The sequence below is a fragment of the Desulfitobacterium elongatum genome (genome assembly GCF_055378975.1).
This window is the reverse complement of record NZ_AP038772.1, coordinates 3841458-3858095: the sequence shown is the minus strand read 5'-3', so window position 1 is coordinate 3858095 and position 16638 is coordinate 3841458. Positions and strand designations below refer to the sequence as shown.

The following is a 16638-nucleotide window of genomic DNA, read 5'->3' as shown; positions in this document are numbered from 1 at the left end:
CTAGATAGTAGATATAGTGTAGTAAGGAAATACGGAGGTGAAAGCATTGAGCGAGAAAGAGAAGAGTGGGGCCGATTGCCCTGCTGCTCGACTCATGATTCAAGGGACCTCGTCGAATGTGGGAAAGAGCGTGTTAGCAGCAGCTTTTTGCCGAATCTTTTATCAAGAAGGCTATCAAGTTGCTCCTTTTAAGGCTCAGAATATGGCTTTGAACTCCTTTATTACTCGAGATGGCGGAGAAATGGGGAGAGCGCAGGTGGTTCAAGCTCAGGCGGCGGGGATTGAGCCGGATGTTCGAATGAATCCTGTACTGCTTAAACCAACCGGCCATACTGGGTCACAAGTGATTGTTCTTGGGAAGGCCCAGGGGACGTTATCTGCTTTAAAGTATCATGGGGAGTATCAGAGGACGACCTGGCCGATTGTTGAAAAGGCTCTTCACGAACTCTTGGATGAAAACGAGATTATCGTGATTGAAGGGGCAGGGAGCCCAGCAGAGGTGAATCTGAAGAAAAACGATATTGTTAATATGCGCGTTGCCCTGGAAGCTAAAGCACCAGTTCTATTAGTTGCGGATATTGACCGAGGTGGAGCCCTAGCTTCCGTGGTCGGAACTCTCGAATTGCTCGAGCCTGAAGAGCGTGAAATCGTGCGAGGTATCATACTGAATAAATTCCGTGGGGATATTAAGCTTTTGCAACCCGCCCTTGATTTTCTGGAAGAGAAGACAGGAATCCCTGTGGTCGGTGTCGTGCCCTTTTATGATCAATTCAAAATTCCTGAAGAAGATTCGGTAGCTTTAGAAGAGAGAAGAGACGATACGCTACAGGCACAGAAGCTCAAGCCAGAAGAGAAATTGGATATCGTTGTTATCCGTTTGCCTTACTTGTCAAACTTTACCGACTTTGATCCATTAGAGGATGAGTTGGATGTAGGTCTACGTTATGTTAAAGAAGCCTCAGAATTAGGTCAACCGGATTGTGTCATTTTACCTGGAAGCAAAAACACCCTTGCTGACCTTCGCTTTCTGTGGGAAAGTGGTCTTGCCGAACGAATTCAAAGCTTGTGGAAGGATTCAGTATCCATTATTGGAATTTGTGGTGGTTATCAGATGTTAGGACGTGAGGTTCGAGATCCCCTCCGCACGGAGTCTGACCTTGAAGTAATCGCTGGGTTAGGAATCCTCCCAATGGATACAGAATTTGAACTGGATAAACATACGGTGCAAAGCCATGGCAAGGTTTTATCTAAAGAACTTTTTTTCAGCCGTTGTAAAAATACAGAAATCACGGGTTATGAAATTCATATGGGACGCTCCGTTGTTGATGGAACACCTCTCTTTGAAATTGAGGCGCAGGGGCAAGCTTATGGGGATGGGTTACTCTCAGGTAGTGCTTTCGGTACTTATATTCATGGAATCTTTGATAATGACCCCTTAAGAACAGCTCTACTGGAATGGCTTTGGGAAAGACGAGGGGGAAGACGAGCGGTTGAGAATTCTCTATCTCAGGCTGCAATTCGAGAGCAATCCTTCAATGAACTCGCCGATTGGGTGAGGAAAAGCGTCGATATGGAACAGATTCGTTCCATCATGGGCCTGCATAGAGGGTGATAACGAATATGTTCATGCTAGGACCATCAGCATTTGTAGCAGGGTTTCTTTTAGATCAGGTTATTGGGGATCCACCGGGGTGGCCCCATCCTGTGATTTTCATGGGGAAAATTATAGCTTGGCTAGAAAAGAAGCTTAATCAGGGAAGACAGTGGCACCGTCGCCTGAAGGGAGCCATCCTGACACTTTTCTTGGTCGTGGGAAGCTTCGTTGTGACTGCCCTGATTGTCGGGGCGGCCAAGGAGATATCTCCTATTCTCGGGGTTGTTGTTGAGTCGATCCTTTTAGCCTCCACACTAGCAGGAAAATCCCTTTTGGAGGCAGGAAGTCAGGTGCTTAGCCCGCTTCGAGAGGGAAACATTGAAGAGGCTAGAAAAAGGCTAGGGTGGTTTGTGAGCCGAGATACCGCTGCTTTGTCTGAAGGTGAGATTGCCCGTGGAACAGTCGAAACTCTAGCGGAGAATTTCGTAGACGGAATCCTTTCCCCTATGTTTTATATGGCTATCGGAGGAGCACCCCTAGCCATGGCCTTCAAGGCGGTAAGTACTCTTGATTCGATGATTGGATATAGGAATGAGCGGTATGAAAATTTTGGCTGGTTCGCCGCACGGACGGACGATTGGGCTAATTATATTCCAGCTAGGCTCTCTGTAGGAATTCTCCTTTTCACGGGTTGGCTGTATAAAATGCCTGTTCGTTACGCAACAAGCATCTGGAGAAGGGATGCCAAATCCCATCCTAGCCCGAATGGCGGAAACCCTGAAAGCGTCGTTGCCGGACTTCTTGAGATTCAACTCGGTGGAAGGAATATCTACCATGGAAAAGTACATCACCGCGCCGAGATGGGAGATCCTCTCCATGAACTCGGTTGGAAGGATATTCAAAGCTGTCAGAGCTTAGTGAGAACAGCAACCTGGCTGTCATTCGTCCTAGCCCTCGGAGCTGTGTCCATAATACAAATCTAAAAGGGCTACTAGAAAAGATACCTAAGGATTTTGCTTTACACAAGGAAACGTCTTTTAAGCGAACGGCTTCCAATCTTCGCGAAAAGTACGCAGCGGAGACGGGTTGGAAACAAGGACGTTTCCAACCGGCTACGAGGCAACAAGTGCGAAAGCAGTGCTTTCGGGAGCCGATTTAGCCACGAAAGCCTCCGGTTGAGGGTTTCGCCCGAAGCCGCACGCTCAAGAGATAGCTTAACGGCTGAAGGTGAACCCGACGCAGCGAAGTACTTGAGCGTTAGATTGGTCCGCGCAGCTTGCAGAGTGACCGGTGGAAAGCAAAATCCTGGAGATATCTTGTTAATAAGACTTGATCAGAAAGATCCATTCTTAGGCTAGACCAGAAAGACATTATAAAGAGGTGACCAAAATGACCCTACAGACTCCTCGAATCCTCCTAGCCGGAACCCATAGCGGAGTAGGTAAAACCACCTTAGCCACTGGAATTATGGCAGCCTTGACTCGAAAAGGCCTACCCATTCAAGCCTATAAAGTCGGCCCCGACTATATCGATCCGAGTTATCATGCCTTAGCTACAGGGCGACCCTCACGGAATCTAGATCGATGGATGTTAGGTGAACAGCTACTCCCTGTATTTGAGAAAAGTTCCGAAGGGCGATGGGCAGTGATTGAGGGTGTCATGGGGCTTTTCGATGGGATGTCTGGTACACGGGGATTTGGAAGTAGTGCCGATATTGCAAAACTTCTTCAGGCTCCGGTTATTTTGGTCGTGGATGCAGCGAACATGTCGCGGAGCGTCGCAGCTTTAGTTCATGGTTTCTGTACGTTTGATCAGGACTTAAAGGTAGCGGGAGTTATTCTTAATAGGGTAAAATCCTCCGCTCAAGAAGTTTTACTGCGGGAGGCCTTAGCAGAGATCGAGGTGCCGATTCTTGGCGCTTTGCCGAAGGAAGAAGCCATCCGATTACCTGAACGTCATCTGGGACTTGTTCCTTCACAAGAAAAATCGTTCAGGGAGGACTTCTGGGATGAATTAAATCGAGTAATTTTCAGCTATATTGATCTTGAGAAAATCCAAGAAATAATGCTAAGCTCAGCTGATCATGAAGAAGTTACAGAGATAGCTAGTGTGAGGAAAGAGGTAAATGAAGAGATAGGTAAAGACGTAAGTAAAAACGTAAGTAATGACATAAGCAAAGATGTAAGTTCAGAAAAAATTAAAAAAATCGGAGATCGGGAAAGTAAAGAGGAAAATCATAGAATGCCAGGGGTGGAGCAGAAAGCCGCTACTTTAAGCAAGGAGCCCAAATTACGCCTGGGTGTGGCTTGGGACGAAGGATTTTCATTCTATTATCAGGATGCCTTGGATCAAGCTGAAAGAATGGGCTTTTCGATTATTCCCTTTAGTCCATTGCAGGATTCCAGCTTGCCTGAAGGACTTGATGCAGTTTATATCGGAGGAGGTTTTCCCGAGTTACACTTGGAACGGCTAAGCCAAAATCTTTCTTTTTTAGAATCCTTACGGGCCTTTTCAAACTCCGGAAAATCGATTTATGCAGAATGTGGGGGGTATATGTATCTTGGGAATACGATTACCGATTTTGAAGGAAGGACTTATCCAATGGCTGGTCTTATCCCTGTAGAGGCCGAGATGACAAGACGACTTCAGGGAATGGGCTATCGGAAGGGGATTTTCCAACGAGACACCTTCCTCGGCTTGGCGGGGAGTACAGTCCATGGGCATGAATTCCATTATTCCCGAGTTCGTTTTCAAGCTGTGGAGACAACTGGGGATTCACCTGCTTTTGAGTTGTTTAAAGGGGAATGTTCTATGCGGATGGATGGGTATGCAAAAGATCAGATTGTCGCTTCTTATCTTCATCTGAACTTCGCGGGTCATCCGGAGCTTTTAGAACGGTGGGCCGAGCAGATTCGGCGAGGAGCATAAATATGGTTCGAGTCTTTACTGGAAAGGGAAAAGGAAAAACCACTTCGGCACTTGGTGAAGCCTGTTTAGCGTATTCTCAGGGAATTGAAGTCTTAATCGTGCAGTTCCTTAAAGGGAGTACTTACATGGGTGAACTCTATGGCCTTCAACGCTTGGGCATTCCTTTAATACAGTTTGGAGTAGGGTGCCGCTGGTCAGGCATGATTCGTACTGGACTAAAGCATTGTAGTGGCTGTGGGGAGTGCTTCCGTCAAAATCGAGATCCAGGAATCGCTGTTCCGCTCGTAGAGCAAGGGGTTGAGTTTCTTAAGTCGAAAATTCAGGATCCTCGTTTAGGACTCATTATATTAGATGAAGTCAGTCACGCTATGAATCGGGGGTTTTTAGGAATAGATACTTTACGTGAGTTAATACGTTCAAGTCACAAAGACTTGAACTGGATTTTAACAGGACGAGATATGCCGCGAGAAATCCTTCCCTTAGTGGAAGAATGGTGGGAGTTAAATCCAGAAAAACATCCGTTTGAAGTAGGAATACGGAGCCGCAGGGGGATTGAGTATTAATGAAGGGACTAACCGGTTGGGCAAGATGTCCGGGGACCTGTGGAGAATGGGTTCAAGGAGCAAAAAACGGAATACCCTTTTTAGTAGGTTGTCCAGTGAACCGGTTTGTCGAAGCAAGGGCAGTAATACAACTAATAGATGGGATTACTAGTGAGAAAGTTCATGCCACGGAATTTAGGGGTTGGAAGTGGAGAATACCTAAGGGAAAAGAAAAAACTCGCCTAGCGATAGATAAGTTCGCTAAGAAGAATAGTTTGCCACCCTTAAGGGGCCAGATCGATTTAAGTTCTGAACTTCCCACAGGCAAAGGGATGGCAAGTTCGACTGCGGATATGATAGCAGCTATGGTGGCTGTAGGGTATTCACTCCAAATTCCTTGGGACGCAGAGATGCTAGCCAAATTGGTGCTAGAAGTTGAGCCTACAGACCCAGTTATGTTTGAAGGGATCACAGAATTTGCTCACCGTGATGGTGCTTATGTTAAGTCTCTTGGGACGGTTATTCCAGCACATCTTCTCATGATGGATTGGGGAGGAAGCCTAGACACTCAATCCTTTAATGCTCAGCAGGGACTTTCGGCTCACTATCGGAAAAATGAATTGGAAATTCGAGCTGCCCTTTCACTCTTCTATGAGGGTATGTTGACGGGGGATCTAGAGAAAATCGCACGTGCTAGCACAGTGAGTGCACGGTGTAATCAGGAGATAAATCCAAAGCCGGAATTCAAGGATTTCCTTTCCTGGGTGCATCACATGGGGGGACTTGGGGTAATCACAGCACATAGTGGAACCCTACTGGCTGGTGTTTTTCCCTTTGATCTTCCCCAGACTTTACGAAGAAATATTCAAGCGGAAGCCCGTGTTCGTTTTCGGGCAGAAGCAGTGGAATGGATAGAGACCTACGGCGGAGGGATTCGAGGAGGGATAGAACATGCACGGTGGAAATCTGTTAGAGGCGATGGAGAGATACGGAAAGAATTCATTTATTGATTTATCTGCGAACATTAATCCCTTCGGGCCACCTAAGGGAGTCTGGAAAGCGATGACTAGTGCCATGCCGAAAATTGTTCACTACCCTGATCCTGAATATCGGCGCTTAAGAAAGGGGTTAGCGCAGAATTTCGATGTGTCGGAGGATTGGATACTCTTAGGGAATGGGGCAGGTGAGCTTCTTTTTTCGATTCTGCAGGCACTTCGACCGAAAAAGGTACTTATTCCCGTTCCGAGTTTTAGTGAATACGAACGAGCAGCACGGGCCTGCGGGGCGGGAATCACGACATTACCGCTAGGGGTGGAAGGATGGAATAACCCATCTTTCAAGTTAGAGTATGAGTTAGAAGCGGGAGCAGATTCTAAAGAAGCTGTGAGCACAATCCAAAATGAAAAGAACGTACTCTTTTGGAAAGAAAAGTTTCGCGAAAGTGATCTCTTTTTCCTGAATTCTCCTCATAATCCCACAGGGAGTTCTCTAGAAAGATGCCAATTTGAACGTATACTTTCTCTGGCAAAGGAAATGGGGACTTGGGTCATTTTAGATGAGTCCTTTGTTGACTTTTTGGAAGAAGAACATCGATGGTCAGGAAGAGAATACTTAAGAGATTATCCAAACTTAATTGTCTTATATTCGATGACCAAATTTTACGCCTTACCAGGGCTGCGGTTAGGGGCAGTTTTCGCTACACCGAAGATTCTTAATCAGGTGAAAGAACATCGTGATCCCTGGGCTGTGAATATTCTTGCTGAAGAGGCCGGAATTGTAGCGCTTGAAGATCAGGAGTATCCCGATCGGGTACGTAGACTTCTTAGAGAGAGTAAGGACTATTTTTTTAACTCCTTTGATCAGGCCAAGTTAACACATTTCTTGTTGCTTCCTAGCTCAGTGAACTTCGCACTCATAAAGATCTTAAAAGGTCAATCCAAGAACATCGTAAAAGAACTAGGAAAACAAGGAATCTTAGTTAGGGATTGCGGAAGTTTCCAAGGACTTGAAGGTGAATTCATTCGAGTAGCCATTAAGGATATCCCAAGCATGCAGGCCTTAATCAATGGGATTTTAGCTCTTAGTCCTATGAAAGACCATAGAGCGAAGGGATAATAAACGTGAAAGGAGTGAAATGTCATGTCAAAGCGAATACAACTGTTCATCGGACTAACGCTTATGATGTTTTTTATACCCAGTAAGGCTTCAGCGATGCACATTATGGAAGGTTTCCTACAGCCGGGCTGGGCAATCGCCTGGGGGGCCCTCTGTATTCCTTTTATTGTTATGGGAGTTTTCTCTATTAAAAAGACTGTCAATGAACATCCTCGGCTCAAAATATTACTTGCCATGGCTGGGGCCTTTGCCTTTGTCCTTTCCGCTTTAAAGCTTCCCTCGGTAACCGGAAGCAGTTCTCACCCAACGGGTGTGGGCTTTGGAGCGATTCTCTTTGGCCCTACAGCGATGTCGGTGATGGGATTAATCGTACTTTTGTTCCAGGCGATACTTTTGGCACATGGAGGATTGACAACACTGGGCGCTAACACTTTTTCGATGGCTATCGTTGGCCCCTTTGTATCCTACTGTATTTATAAGGTAGTAAAGAAGGCTAAGGGACCTCTTTGGCTTGCTGTTTTTCTTGCTGCAACTGTGGGTGACCTAGCAACCTATGTAACCACTTCGGTGCAGCTAGCCCTCGCTTTTCCAGCAGAAGTAGGTGGGGTTGCTGTGTCCCTAGTAAAGTTTCTCGGGATATTCGCAGTAACACAAATACCCTTAGCAATTTGTGAGGGCATTCTAACCGTAGTTATCTTTAATGCTCTTTCAGCTTATGGCAAAGATGAGTTAAAAGACCTCAAGATATTATCCAAGGAGGCGTAAGTAATGGAGGATCATGTTGTCATTAAAAAACCGAAAATGAGTCGTCTTAATATTAACGTCTTATTGATATTACTGGTTGTAGTCATCACTGTTGCCCCATTGATTTTTGCCAAGGATGCAAAGTTCGGTGGTGCTGATGGTGCTGCAGAAGAAGCAATAACAGAGATGCAAGCTGGATATAAGCCCTGGTTTACTCCCCTATTTAAACCGGCGAGTAGCGAGATAGAGAGCTTGGGCTTTGCACTTCAAGCGGCTATTGGTGCTGGAGTCATTGGATATGGACTGGGGTATCTTAGGGGACGCAAAAGGGGCAAAGACGGAGATAATAAATGATTAACATTGACACGTATGCTTATGCTTCACAGCTTAAAACTATAGATCCTCTGCAGAAGTTTGTATTTGCTCTAATTACACTGGGAGTGTGTCTATGGGTAGATACTTTGGTTATTTCCCTCGCTGTGCTTTTTATTATGGGATGGATAACCATTCAAAGTGGAGGCACACCCCTTTCACTTTTTATTAAATTGATGCTTGTTCCGATGGCTTTTTTAGTGATTGGAGTCCTTACTATCGCCATTAACGTTTCAAGTAATCCCCAGGGATTTTTATTTTCCCTGCCTATAGCGGGGTTCTGGATCGGTGTCTCTAAAGTGGGGATGTACGAAGCCGGAAGACTTTTTTTTCGGGTATTAGGTTCGGTTTCATGCCTGTACTTTCTATCGTTAAGCACCCCCATGGTCGATTTATTGGCAGTACTTCGAAGGCTAAGGGTACCAAAGCTTATTGTTGAGATGATGGGGTTAGTATATCGGTTTATCTTTACACTATTGGAGACTGCAGATATAATGTTGACAGCTCAAAACTCAAGGCTAGGGTACAGAAACCTGTCTACAGGATATCGTTCTCTGGGAGCTCTTGTCGCTACACTGTTTATTCGCGCCTATAAGCGTTCTAACGATCTATTTACTTCCTTAGAGGCGCGAGGATATGATGGAGACATTAATGTGTTCGAGGAACCTTTTGAGAAAAGTCGAAAGATATATATCGTAGCCCTTGTAGTCAATACGATTTTAGTATTCGTTGCCTTGTCCTTGAAATAGTACACAGGAGGTTGCCTAATGACTCAGAACATATTAAAGTTACAGGACCTTCATTATACATACCCTGATGGGACTCATGCACTGAAGGGTTTAGATATGGAAATCAAGAGAGGTCAAGTAACAGCAATACTTGGAGGGAATGGAGCTGGTAAATCGACTTTATTCCATCACTTAAATGGCATATTAAAACCTTCCTTAGGGCAGGTCTTCTTTGAGGGCAAGCCCGTGGACTATTCGAGGAGGGGACTTATCAGACTGCGTCAGTCCGTCGGTGTTGTCTTTCAAGATCCCGATAACCAGCTTTTTTCTGCTAGCGTATACCAAGATGTTTCGTTTGGTGCCGTTAATATGAAGCTGCCTGAAGACGAAGTGCGAAGAAGAGTCGATGTTGCTATGGAGCGAACAGGGATTTCTCATCTTAAGAATAAACCCACACACTGCCTCAGTTTTGGTCAGAAGAAACGGGTGGCGATTGCTGGAGTACTGGTTATGGAACCAGAGGTGCTGGTACTCGATGAGCCCACAGCAGGTCTGGATCCAAAAGGTATATGTGAAATAATGAAACTATTAAAGGAAACTCAGAAAGAACTTGGGCTATCTGTCATTATCTCCACCCACGATATCGACATCGTTCCACTCTACTGTGATCAGGTATTTGTCATGGATGAGGGCTGTATCGTTCTAGAAGGAACTCCTCAAGAGGTATTCTCGGAGAAAAAGGCGCTACGAAGGGTGAATCTTCGACTTCCACGCATTGGACATTTACTTGAGATCTTGAAAGAAAAGGATGGGTTCAATTTTAAAGAGCTACCTGTAACTATTTCTGGAGCACGAAAGGCAATAAAAATATGGAGAGATGAAAGAAAAAGCTAGACACAGTCTAGCTTTTATACTTTTCGGAACCGGGGGACAGGTTCCGCGTTACAATGATTAAAATGATTTCCAAAGGAACTTTTTTAAATCGACACACCCATTGTCCTTCAGGGTGATGCCTTCGTTTAATAGAAGTTGCTTTTGTTCTGCCCAACCGGGAGTTAAACGACCTTGGCAGTTCACCACACGATGGCAAGGAATATTGGTAGAATCAGGGGCATGATGCAGGGCTTGCCCGACCATTCTTGAACGTTGAGGCTGTCCAGATAAAAGAGCAATCATTCCATAGGTGGCAACTTTCCCTAGAGGAATATCCATGACAATCTGATAAACTTTATCAAAGAATTCTTTGCGCTTCAATACTATTCACCTCAATGATGCATACATCCATTACGATGCTTACATATTCATTTATATAGCTCTGTCCTAGTTATTTTATACCACAGACGAGACTTGATTTATACTTTCTTTTTGATGAATATAAAGGAGCATTCCATTAATTTTTATATTCTTCTAGATGTTTGTAGGAAAAGTATAGACGGCAGACACAATATATTTTATAATGAATACAAAATAGTAAGACGTCTAAGTAGTATTATGAAGGAATGGAGGAATAAAAGTTGAGTGAACTTATCTTATCCAGGTTACAGTTCGCGGTGACAACGTCCTACCACTTTTTGTTTGTGCCGCTCACTCTAGGGTTGTCAGTGTTGGTCGCCCTTATGGAAACTTGGTATGTGAAGACAGGGGATGAAACCTACAAGAAGATGACTAAGTTCTGGGGCAAACTCTTCTTGATCAACTTCGCAATGGGAGTCGCTACTGGACTTGTGCAGGAATTTCAATTCGGAATGAATTGGTCCGAGTATTCGCGCTTTGTCGGGGATATCTTTGGGGCACCGCTTGCGGTAGAAGCCTTACTTGCTTTCTTCCTGGAATCGACCTTTTTGGGGGTATGGGTTTTTGGGTGGGAAAAACTCTCAAAAAAAGTCCATCTCCTCAGTATTTGGCTTGTAGCGATAGCCAGTAGTTTATCGGCTTTATGGATCTTAATTGCGAATTCTTTCATGCAAGAACCGATAGGCTATATCCTACGTAATGGCCGGGCTGAAATGACCGATTTTCTGGCCTTAGTCACAAATCCTCATATCCTATACCAATTCCCTCATACTATCCTGAGCGGATTCACTACGGCTGCATTTTTTGTGATGGGGATTAGTGCCTACCATCTCTTGAAGGAGAATTTCGTGGAAGTTTTTCAGCGCTCATTTAAAATTGCTGTGATTTTTGGGGTTATTAGTGTTTTCGGTGTGACTGGCATCGGACACTTACAAGGAATGCATCTGGTTGAAGCTCAGCCTATGAAAATGGCTGCTACGGAGGCCCATTGGGAAACGGAAAATCCAGCTGGGCTAAATTTAGTGGCTTTAGCTGACGAAAAGAATCAGGAAAATATCTTTGAGATAAAGATACCTTATATGCTGAGCTTTATGTCCTATAGTAGCTTTACTGGTGAAGTCAAAGGAATCAAAGAACTGCAAGCTGAAGCCGAGAAAATACATGGGCCTGGAAACTATGTTCCACCCGTAACCCCACTCTTTTGGGCGTTTCGTATCATGGTGGGAGTAGGTACTTTGTTAGTACTGATGGTGTTGTTAGCAGTCTACCTTTATAGGACAAAACGTCTGGAGAAGAATCCTTGGTTTTTAAAAGCTCTTATCTGGATGATTCCACTCCCTTATATCGCAAACACGACAGGATGGTTTATGGCAGAAACAGGGCGACAACCTTGGATTGTGTATGGCGTGCAAAAGACGGCGGAGGGAATCTCAACCACAGTTTCGGCAGGTTATATCTTAACGACTCTCATTGGATTTACCCTGATCTATGGGGTTTTAGCGGTCGCTGAAATCTATCTTCTCATTAAATTTATCAGACGAGGACCCGTTGACTCAGACCACTCGGAGCCAACTGAAGATGTGGCGAAGGGGGCATCCTTATGGACTTAAATATTCTTTGGTTTATCCTGATTACTGTGCTTTTCGCTGGATTTTTCTTCTTCGAAGGATTTGATTATGGGGTGGGAATTCTGCTTCCCTTCCTAGGGAAAAATGATACCGAGCGTCGAATGATGATCAATACCATAGGTCCAGTGTGGGATGGCAATGAAGTGTGGCTTATTACCGCCGGAGGAGCCATGTTCGCGGCGTTCCCCCATTGGTACGCAACCCTTTTTAGTGGGTTTTATCTTGCCCTATTCCTCATTCTTGTTGCCTTGATTATTCGTGGTGTAGCGTTTGAGTTTCGAAGCAGTGATCGAAGTCCTCGCTGGCGCGCTCTTTGGGATCGGATGATTTTCCTAGGTAGTACTCTTTCTGCCTTATTATGGGGAGTCGCCGTAATGAATCTCTTACGTGGAGTGCCCATTGATTCTAAGATGCAATTTGTCGGGAGTTTCTTTGATCTCCTATCTCCCTATGCGATCTTAGGTGGTGTGACGACGTTACTCCTTTTCACCCTCCATGGGGCACTTTATCTCACCTTAAAAACTGAAGGAGAATTGGCTCAGCGTGCACGGCGTGTAGCACAAAGAGTGGGTTTCCTTACTATTCTAGTTGTCCTAATCCTGGCAGGAATGACCTATGTACAGACTGACCTTTTTGCAAGCACAGGGGCTGGAATAACCTTGCTACTATCAGCCCTAGCCTTGCTTTCGACTCTTCTCTTCATTCCCAAGGGAAAGGGTGGGCGAGCATTTATAGCCAGTAGCTTGACGATTCTCTTGATGACGGTTTCAATCTTCTGGGGGCTTTTCCCTCATGTAATGGTGTCGAGTCTGAACCCAGAGTGGAGTTTGACCATCTATAATGCATCCTCAAGTCCCTATACCTTAAAAATCATGACGATTATCGCCCTAACGATGGTACCGATAGTCCTCGCTTATCAAGGGTGGACGTACTGGGTATTTCGAAAACGTGTAACTCAAAAGGACCTTCACTATTAATAACAGGGGGATGGGGCAAGAGATGTCTTGCCCCCTTTTAAATTATGATCGATAAGCGACTTATGCGGGAAGGAAAAAGAGTATCAGGTTATCTTTTGGGAACGGTCGCCTTGGGGATAGGTATTGCTTTTTTAGCAGTGGCTCAAGCCTGGTTAGTTTCTCAGGTTATCGCTCAGGTTTTTCTACAAGGAGCCACTTTGGCTCAAGTTAGGACTTCACTCATAGGCATTCTTGGAATGATCGGGGCCCGCTCGGCACTGCAATTCTTCAGTGAGATGAGTGCTCGTGAGGCAGCGATTCGTGTCAAAGAAAGCCTTAGAGTACGCTTTCTAAATCGACTTTTAGAGCTTGGTCCTATCTATACCCGTGGAGAGCGGGCGGGGGAACTCATGAATACAGCGGTCGATGGAATCGAGGCGCTGGACGAGTATTTCTCCAGATATATTCCTCAACTCGTTTTAGCCGTCTTTATTCCTCTAATCATTTTAGGATTTGTTTTTCCCCAGGATGTAAAGTCAGGAATCCTTCTGCTCATCACAGGGCCGCTCATCCCGTTTTTTATGATTCTCATCGGAAAACTCGCCGAGAAAAAGTCCTTGGAACAATGGCAGAGTTTAAGCCGGATGAGTGCACATTTTCTTGATATGCTCCAAGGCTTAACGACTCTTAAAGTGTTTGGGCGAAGTAAGGATCAAGCTAAGGTCATCAGTCGGGTTAGCGAATCCTTTCGTAAAGTAACTCTTGGCGTTTTGAAAATTGCCTTTCTCTCAGCGTTTGTCTTGGAATTTATGGCGATGATAAGCACTGCATTAATTGCAGTGGCACTGGGTTTGCGGTTGATTAATGGCACAATTACGTATTCCGAAGCCCTTTTTCTCCTGATCTTGGCACCAGAGTTTTATCTCCCCTTGCGGACCTTAGGTTCACAATTTCATGCGAGGCTCTCCGGAGAGAATGCAGCCCAACGGATTTTCGGAGTTCTCGAGTTAGAACGAGAATTTACTTGCTTTACAGAAAAAGAGTACGTTAAAGAAGAAGAGTGCGTTAACGGCCGTATTCAGGGGAAAAGTATGGAATCGCGTAATCGAGAAGCTACAGAGAATACAGACGTTAGAGATGGTAGAGAAGATACAGACGTTAGAGAAGATACAAATCGACCAGATATTTCGGATGCTCTATTAGTTTTTGACCATGTCCATCTTCGTTACGATCGGGATGGAGAGACGGTGTTAAAGGATATTTGTTTTGAAGTGCGTTCAGGTGAACGGATTGCGCTCGTTGGGCCGAGTGGAGCAGGGAAAAGCTCTATTCTCCAGATTTTACTTCGCTTTGTCGAGCCGACAAGTGGAGAGGTGAGAGTCAAGGGGTGCTCGCTGAATCACTTTCCAATGGATTTATGGCGTGAAAAAATCTCCTATATCCCGCAAAAACCTTACCTCTTCGCAGGGCCAATTCTTGACAATCTCCTTTTTGGGCGAACGAGCGCTTCGATGGAAGAGGTGGTGGAGGCTGCCAAGAAGGCCTTAGCCCATGAATTTATTCTCCAACTACCGCAGGGGTATGACACCTTGATTGGGGAAGAGGGAGCTCGTTTAAGTGGAGGACAAGCTCAACGTATTGCTATCGCAAGAGCATTTCTTAAGGAGTCAGAGCTCCTTCTATTGGATGAAGTGACAAGCGGCTTGGATTCAGAAAGTGAGCGGGAGATGCTTTCTGCTTTGGAGGAACTATGCAAGGGACGGACGGTAATATTCACAACTCATAGGATGAATACGGTACTCCAAGCGGATCGTATCGTAGTCATCGATCAAGGGGAAATTTTAGAGCAGGGATCACATCATGAATTGATGGAAGCACAGGGACTATACTCCCGTTTGGCTAGGGAATTTCGGGGGGAATCAAGATGAAAGATCTAAGATGGATTATTCGAGAGATTCTTCCCTTTTGGCCCAGAATATTGCTTGCCTTGCTTTTAAGTACCCTGACGATAGCTAGTCATATCGGGCTGATGGCAACCTCCTCCTATTTGCTTGCCCGTGCAGCACTTCATCCTCCTATCCTTGATTTAATGGTTACCATCGTTGGAGTTCGCTTTTTTGGGATAACACGTGCTGTTTTTCGGTATTTGGAACGACTGATTTCGCATGATCTGACGTTCCGAGTGCTTAGCCGATTGAGAGTATTAGTCTATCAACGAATCGAACCCCTTGCACCAGCTAAACTTATTGATTTCCGGAGCGGAGATTTATTAAGCCGGATAGTTGGGGATGTCGAGGTGCAGCAAAATCTTTTTCTCAGAGTACTTGCGCCTCCGCTGGTTGCCATCTTGGTCCTCGTCGGCTATGGAGGATTTCTTGCTGGATTTGATCAAAGGTTCTCTTTTCTCCTAGCGGGCTTTTTCCTAGCAGCGGGGGTATTCATCCCATTCTTTATCAGAGCCTTGAGTCGAGGTGCAGGAAGTCAACGGATTAAGGCAAAGGCAAGGTTGCACATCATCATACTCGATTTGCTTCAGGGGATGCCCGAGATCTTAATATTCGGACAAAGTGAGATAATTCTTCAAAAAGTCCAGGGCGCGCAGAAAGAACTGAACCAAGCCGATAGAAAATTAGCGAAAGCGTCTGGCATCTCTAATGAGCTGATGGGAGTCACAATGAATCTAGGGATGTGGACCGTTCTTGTCCTAGGGATTGTCCTCGTGGAGAAGGGGCAACTGGGCGGCTTGTACTTAGGGATGCTCGCCTTAGGGGTATTGAGTAGCTTTGAAGCGGTAGCGCCCTTACCCGCGAGTCTGCAGCATCTGGAGGAAAATCAGGCTTCAGGTAAACGCCTTGGCGTCTTGAAGCAGGGAAATGTGGATCAGTGGAAGAAGAAAGAGTATGGAGCTGATTTGGGAATCTCAAAGAATAGGGAAATCAACGAAGTACCGCTCCTTGAAGAAGGGGGAATCGAGTTCAGAGGAGTTAGCTTTAGATATAATCAAGAAGAGGCGTGGGCTTTAAAGGATGTATCCTTGAATATTCCATATCGAAAGAAGATTGCTATCGTTGGCGCGAGTGGTGCGGGTAAAAGCAGTCTTGTGAATTTACTGCTCCGCTTTTGGGATTATGATTCAGGAGAAATACGACTGGGGGGCTCTAACTTAAAAACCTTCGACCCAGAGGTTGTTCGCGCCCAGATAGGGGTAGTTACCCAACGAACCCATCTTTTTCATGCAACTGTGAAAGAGAATCTTCTTCTGGCTAAACCCGAAGCAACAGATGAAGAATTATTTGAGGCCACCCGGCGGGCAAAAATCCATGACTTTATCCTCTCTCTTCCCCAAGGCTACGATAGCTTGATTGGCGAGGAAGGGATGAAATTTTCGGGAGGGCAGCAGCAACGCCTGGCAATTGCCCGGGTATTATTAAAAAACGCCCCAATTCTTATCCTGGATGAAGCGATAAATGGGCTTGATCCAGTAACAGAACGGGACGTTCTCGAAGAAATTGATTCCCTCATGCAAGAGCGAACAACCTTGGTGATTTCACATCATCTAGAGGCTGTTAAGGATATGGATGAAATCCTTGTCCTTGACCAAGGGAGAGTTGTTGAACGTGGTCGGCATGAGACGCTTCTCACACAGAAAGGGATTTATAGCAGACTTTGGGAGGGGAGAGAAAGCGATTACTTTTCTCATAACTTCCGTAAAGCATAACCGTAAGAAGGATACACTGC

General features: G+C 45.3%; 15 protein-coding genes. 14 read left to right on the top strand and 1 reads right to left on the bottom strand.

Going from position 1 to position 16638, the window contains the following annotated elements:
* Positions 1–94 precede the first annotated feature (94 nt).
* The 10 genes from ACZ42W_RS18295 to ACZ42W_RS18250 all read left to right on the top strand — a co-directional run bounded on the left by ACZ42W_RS18295 (position 95) and on the right by ACZ42W_RS18250 (position 9917).
* Entirely contained in the window at positions 95–1612 is a 1518-nt protein-coding gene (locus ACZ42W_RS18295; RefSeq protein ID WP_464171080.1) for a cobyric acid synthase, read from the top strand.
* A gap of 8 nt (positions 1613–1620) precedes the next feature.
* Complete coding sequence (cbiB, locus tag ACZ42W_RS18290; RefSeq protein WP_464166696.1) at positions 1621–2577, top strand: adenosylcobinamide-phosphate synthase CbiB; 957 nt, start codon at positions 1621–1623, stop codon at positions 2575–2577.
* Positions 2578–2983: 406 nt separating this feature from the next.
* Complete coding sequence (locus ACZ42W_RS18285) at positions 2984–4522, top strand: cobyrinate a,c-diamide synthase (protein WP_464166695.1); 1539 nt, start codon at positions 2984–2986, stop codon at positions 4520–4522.
* Between the two features lie 2 nt (positions 4523–4524).
* Positions 4525–5085 carry a cob(I)yrinic acid a,c-diamide adenosyltransferase gene (locus ACZ42W_RS18280; protein WP_464166694.1) on the top strand — a complete coding sequence of 187 codons (561 nt, stop codon included), beginning with the start codon at positions 4525–4527 and terminating at the stop codon, positions 5083–5085.
* Positions 5085–6074 carry a GHMP family kinase ATP-binding protein gene (locus ACZ42W_RS18275; protein WP_464166693.1) on the top strand — a complete coding sequence of 330 codons (990 nt, stop codon included), beginning with the start codon at positions 5085–5087 and terminating at the stop codon, positions 6072–6074. The genes ACZ42W_RS18280 and ACZ42W_RS18275 overlap by 1 nt, the downstream gene beginning before the upstream one ends.
* Positions 6016–7179: a pyridoxal phosphate-dependent aminotransferase gene (locus tag ACZ42W_RS18270; protein ID WP_464166692.1), complete on the top strand. Its 1164-nt coding sequence runs from the start codon at positions 6016–6018 to the stop codon at positions 7177–7179. The genes ACZ42W_RS18275 and ACZ42W_RS18270 overlap by 59 nt, the downstream gene beginning before the upstream one ends.
* 24 nt (positions 7180–7203) lie before the next feature.
* On the top strand, positions 7204–7944 hold the full coding sequence (locus tag ACZ42W_RS18265) for an energy-coupling factor ABC transporter permease (RefSeq protein ID WP_464166691.1): 741 nt from the start codon (positions 7204–7206) through the stop codon (positions 7942–7944).
* A gap of 3 nt (positions 7945–7947) precedes the next feature.
* Positions 7948–8277: an energy-coupling factor ABC transporter substrate-binding protein gene (locus ACZ42W_RS18260; protein WP_464166690.1), complete on the top strand. Its 330-nt coding sequence runs from the start codon at positions 7948–7950 to the stop codon at positions 8275–8277.
* Positions 8274–9044 (top strand): cobalt ECF transporter T component CbiQ, encoded by a 771-nt coding sequence (cbiQ, locus tag ACZ42W_RS18255; protein ID WP_464166689.1) that lies wholly within the window; start codon positions 8274–8276, stop codon positions 9042–9044. Before ACZ42W_RS18260 ends, cbiQ begins: the two co-directional genes overlap by 4 nt.
* An 18-nt stretch (positions 9045–9062) precedes the next feature.
* Positions 9063–9917 carry an ATP-binding cassette domain-containing protein gene (locus ACZ42W_RS18250; protein ID WP_464166688.1) on the top strand — a complete coding sequence of 285 codons (855 nt, stop codon included), beginning with the start codon at positions 9063–9065 and terminating at the stop codon, positions 9915–9917.
* Between the two features lie 57 nt (positions 9918–9974).
* Here the strand turns inward: ACZ42W_RS18250 and ACZ42W_RS18245 are convergent, their stop codons facing one another.
* A complete protein-coding gene (locus ACZ42W_RS18245; protein WP_464166687.1) occupies positions 9975–10277 on the bottom strand; it encodes an MGMT family protein in 303 nt (100 codons plus the stop codon).
* A gap of 260 nt (positions 10278–10537) precedes the next feature.
* Here ACZ42W_RS18245 and ACZ42W_RS18240 point away from each other — a divergent pair, with 260 nt between their 5' ends.
* Genes ACZ42W_RS18240 through cydC form a run of 4 tightly spaced genes read left to right on the top strand, consistent with a single transcriptional unit; the run spans position 10538 to position 16618 of the window.
* Complete coding sequence (locus ACZ42W_RS18240; RefSeq protein WP_464166686.1) at positions 10538–11926, top strand: cytochrome ubiquinol oxidase subunit I; 1389 nt, start codon at positions 10538–10540, stop codon at positions 11924–11926.
* The gene (cydB, locus tag ACZ42W_RS18235) at positions 11917–12921 is read left to right on the top strand and encodes a cytochrome d ubiquinol oxidase subunit II (protein WP_464166685.1); all 1005 of its coding nucleotides are present in this window, start codon (positions 11917–11919) and stop codon (positions 12919–12921) included. The genes ACZ42W_RS18240 and cydB overlap by 10 nt, the downstream gene beginning before the upstream one ends.
* Before the next feature lie 44 nt (positions 12922–12965).
* Entirely contained in the window at positions 12966–14828 is a 1863-nt protein-coding gene (gene cydD, locus ACZ42W_RS18230) for a thiol reductant ABC exporter subunit CydD (protein WP_464166684.1), read from the top strand.
* Positions 14825–16618 (top strand): thiol reductant ABC exporter subunit CydC, encoded by a 1794-nt coding sequence (gene cydC / locus ACZ42W_RS18225; protein WP_464166683.1) that lies wholly within the window; start codon positions 14825–14827, stop codon positions 16616–16618. Before cydD ends, cydC begins: the two co-directional genes overlap by 4 nt.
* Positions 16619–16638: the final 20 nt, after the last annotated feature.

Excerpts from the sequence above, each read along its gene's own strand:
- ACZ42W_RS18295 (WP_464171080.1), top strand. The coding sequence starts at position 95 with ATGATTCAAGGGACCTCGTCGAATGTGGGAAAGAGCGTGTTAGCAGCA.
- cbiB (WP_464166696.1), top strand. The coding sequence starts at position 1,621 with ATGTTCATGCTAGGACCATCAGCATTTGTAGCAGGGTTTCTTTTAGAT.
- ACZ42W_RS18285 (WP_464166695.1), top strand. The coding sequence starts at position 2,984 with ATGACCCTACAGACTCCTCGAATCCTCCTAGCCGGAACCCATAGCGGA.
- ACZ42W_RS18280 (WP_464166694.1), top strand. The coding sequence starts at position 4,525 with ATGGTTCGAGTCTTTACTGGAAAGGGAAAAGGAAAAACCACTTCGGCA.
- ACZ42W_RS18275 (WP_464166693.1), top strand. The coding sequence starts at position 5,085 with ATGAAGGGACTAACCGGTTGGGCAAGATGTCCGGGGACCTGTGGAGAA.
- ACZ42W_RS18270 (WP_464166692.1), top strand. The coding sequence starts at position 6,016 with ATGCACGGTGGAAATCTGTTAGAGGCGATGGAGAGATACGGAAAGAAT.
- ACZ42W_RS18265 (WP_464166691.1), top strand. The coding sequence starts at position 7,204 with ATGTCAAAGCGAATACAACTGTTCATCGGACTAACGCTTATGATGTTT.
- ACZ42W_RS18260 (WP_464166690.1), top strand. The coding sequence starts at position 7,948 with ATGGAGGATCATGTTGTCATTAAAAAACCGAAAATGAGTCGTCTTAAT.
- cbiQ (WP_464166689.1), top strand. The coding sequence starts at position 8,274 with ATGATTAACATTGACACGTATGCTTATGCTTCACAGCTTAAAACTATA.
- ACZ42W_RS18250 (WP_464166688.1), top strand. The coding sequence starts at position 9,063 with ATGACTCAGAACATATTAAAGTTACAGGACCTTCATTATACATACCCT.
- cydB (WP_464166685.1), top strand. The coding sequence starts at position 11,917 with ATGGACTTAAATATTCTTTGGTTTATCCTGATTACTGTGCTTTTCGCT.
- cydD (WP_464166684.1), top strand. The coding sequence starts at position 12,966 with ATGATCGATAAGCGACTTATGCGGGAAGGAAAAAGAGTATCAGGTTAT.
- cydC (WP_464166683.1), top strand. The coding sequence starts at position 14,825 with ATGAAAGATCTAAGATGGATTATTCGAGAGATTCTTCCCTTTTGGCCC.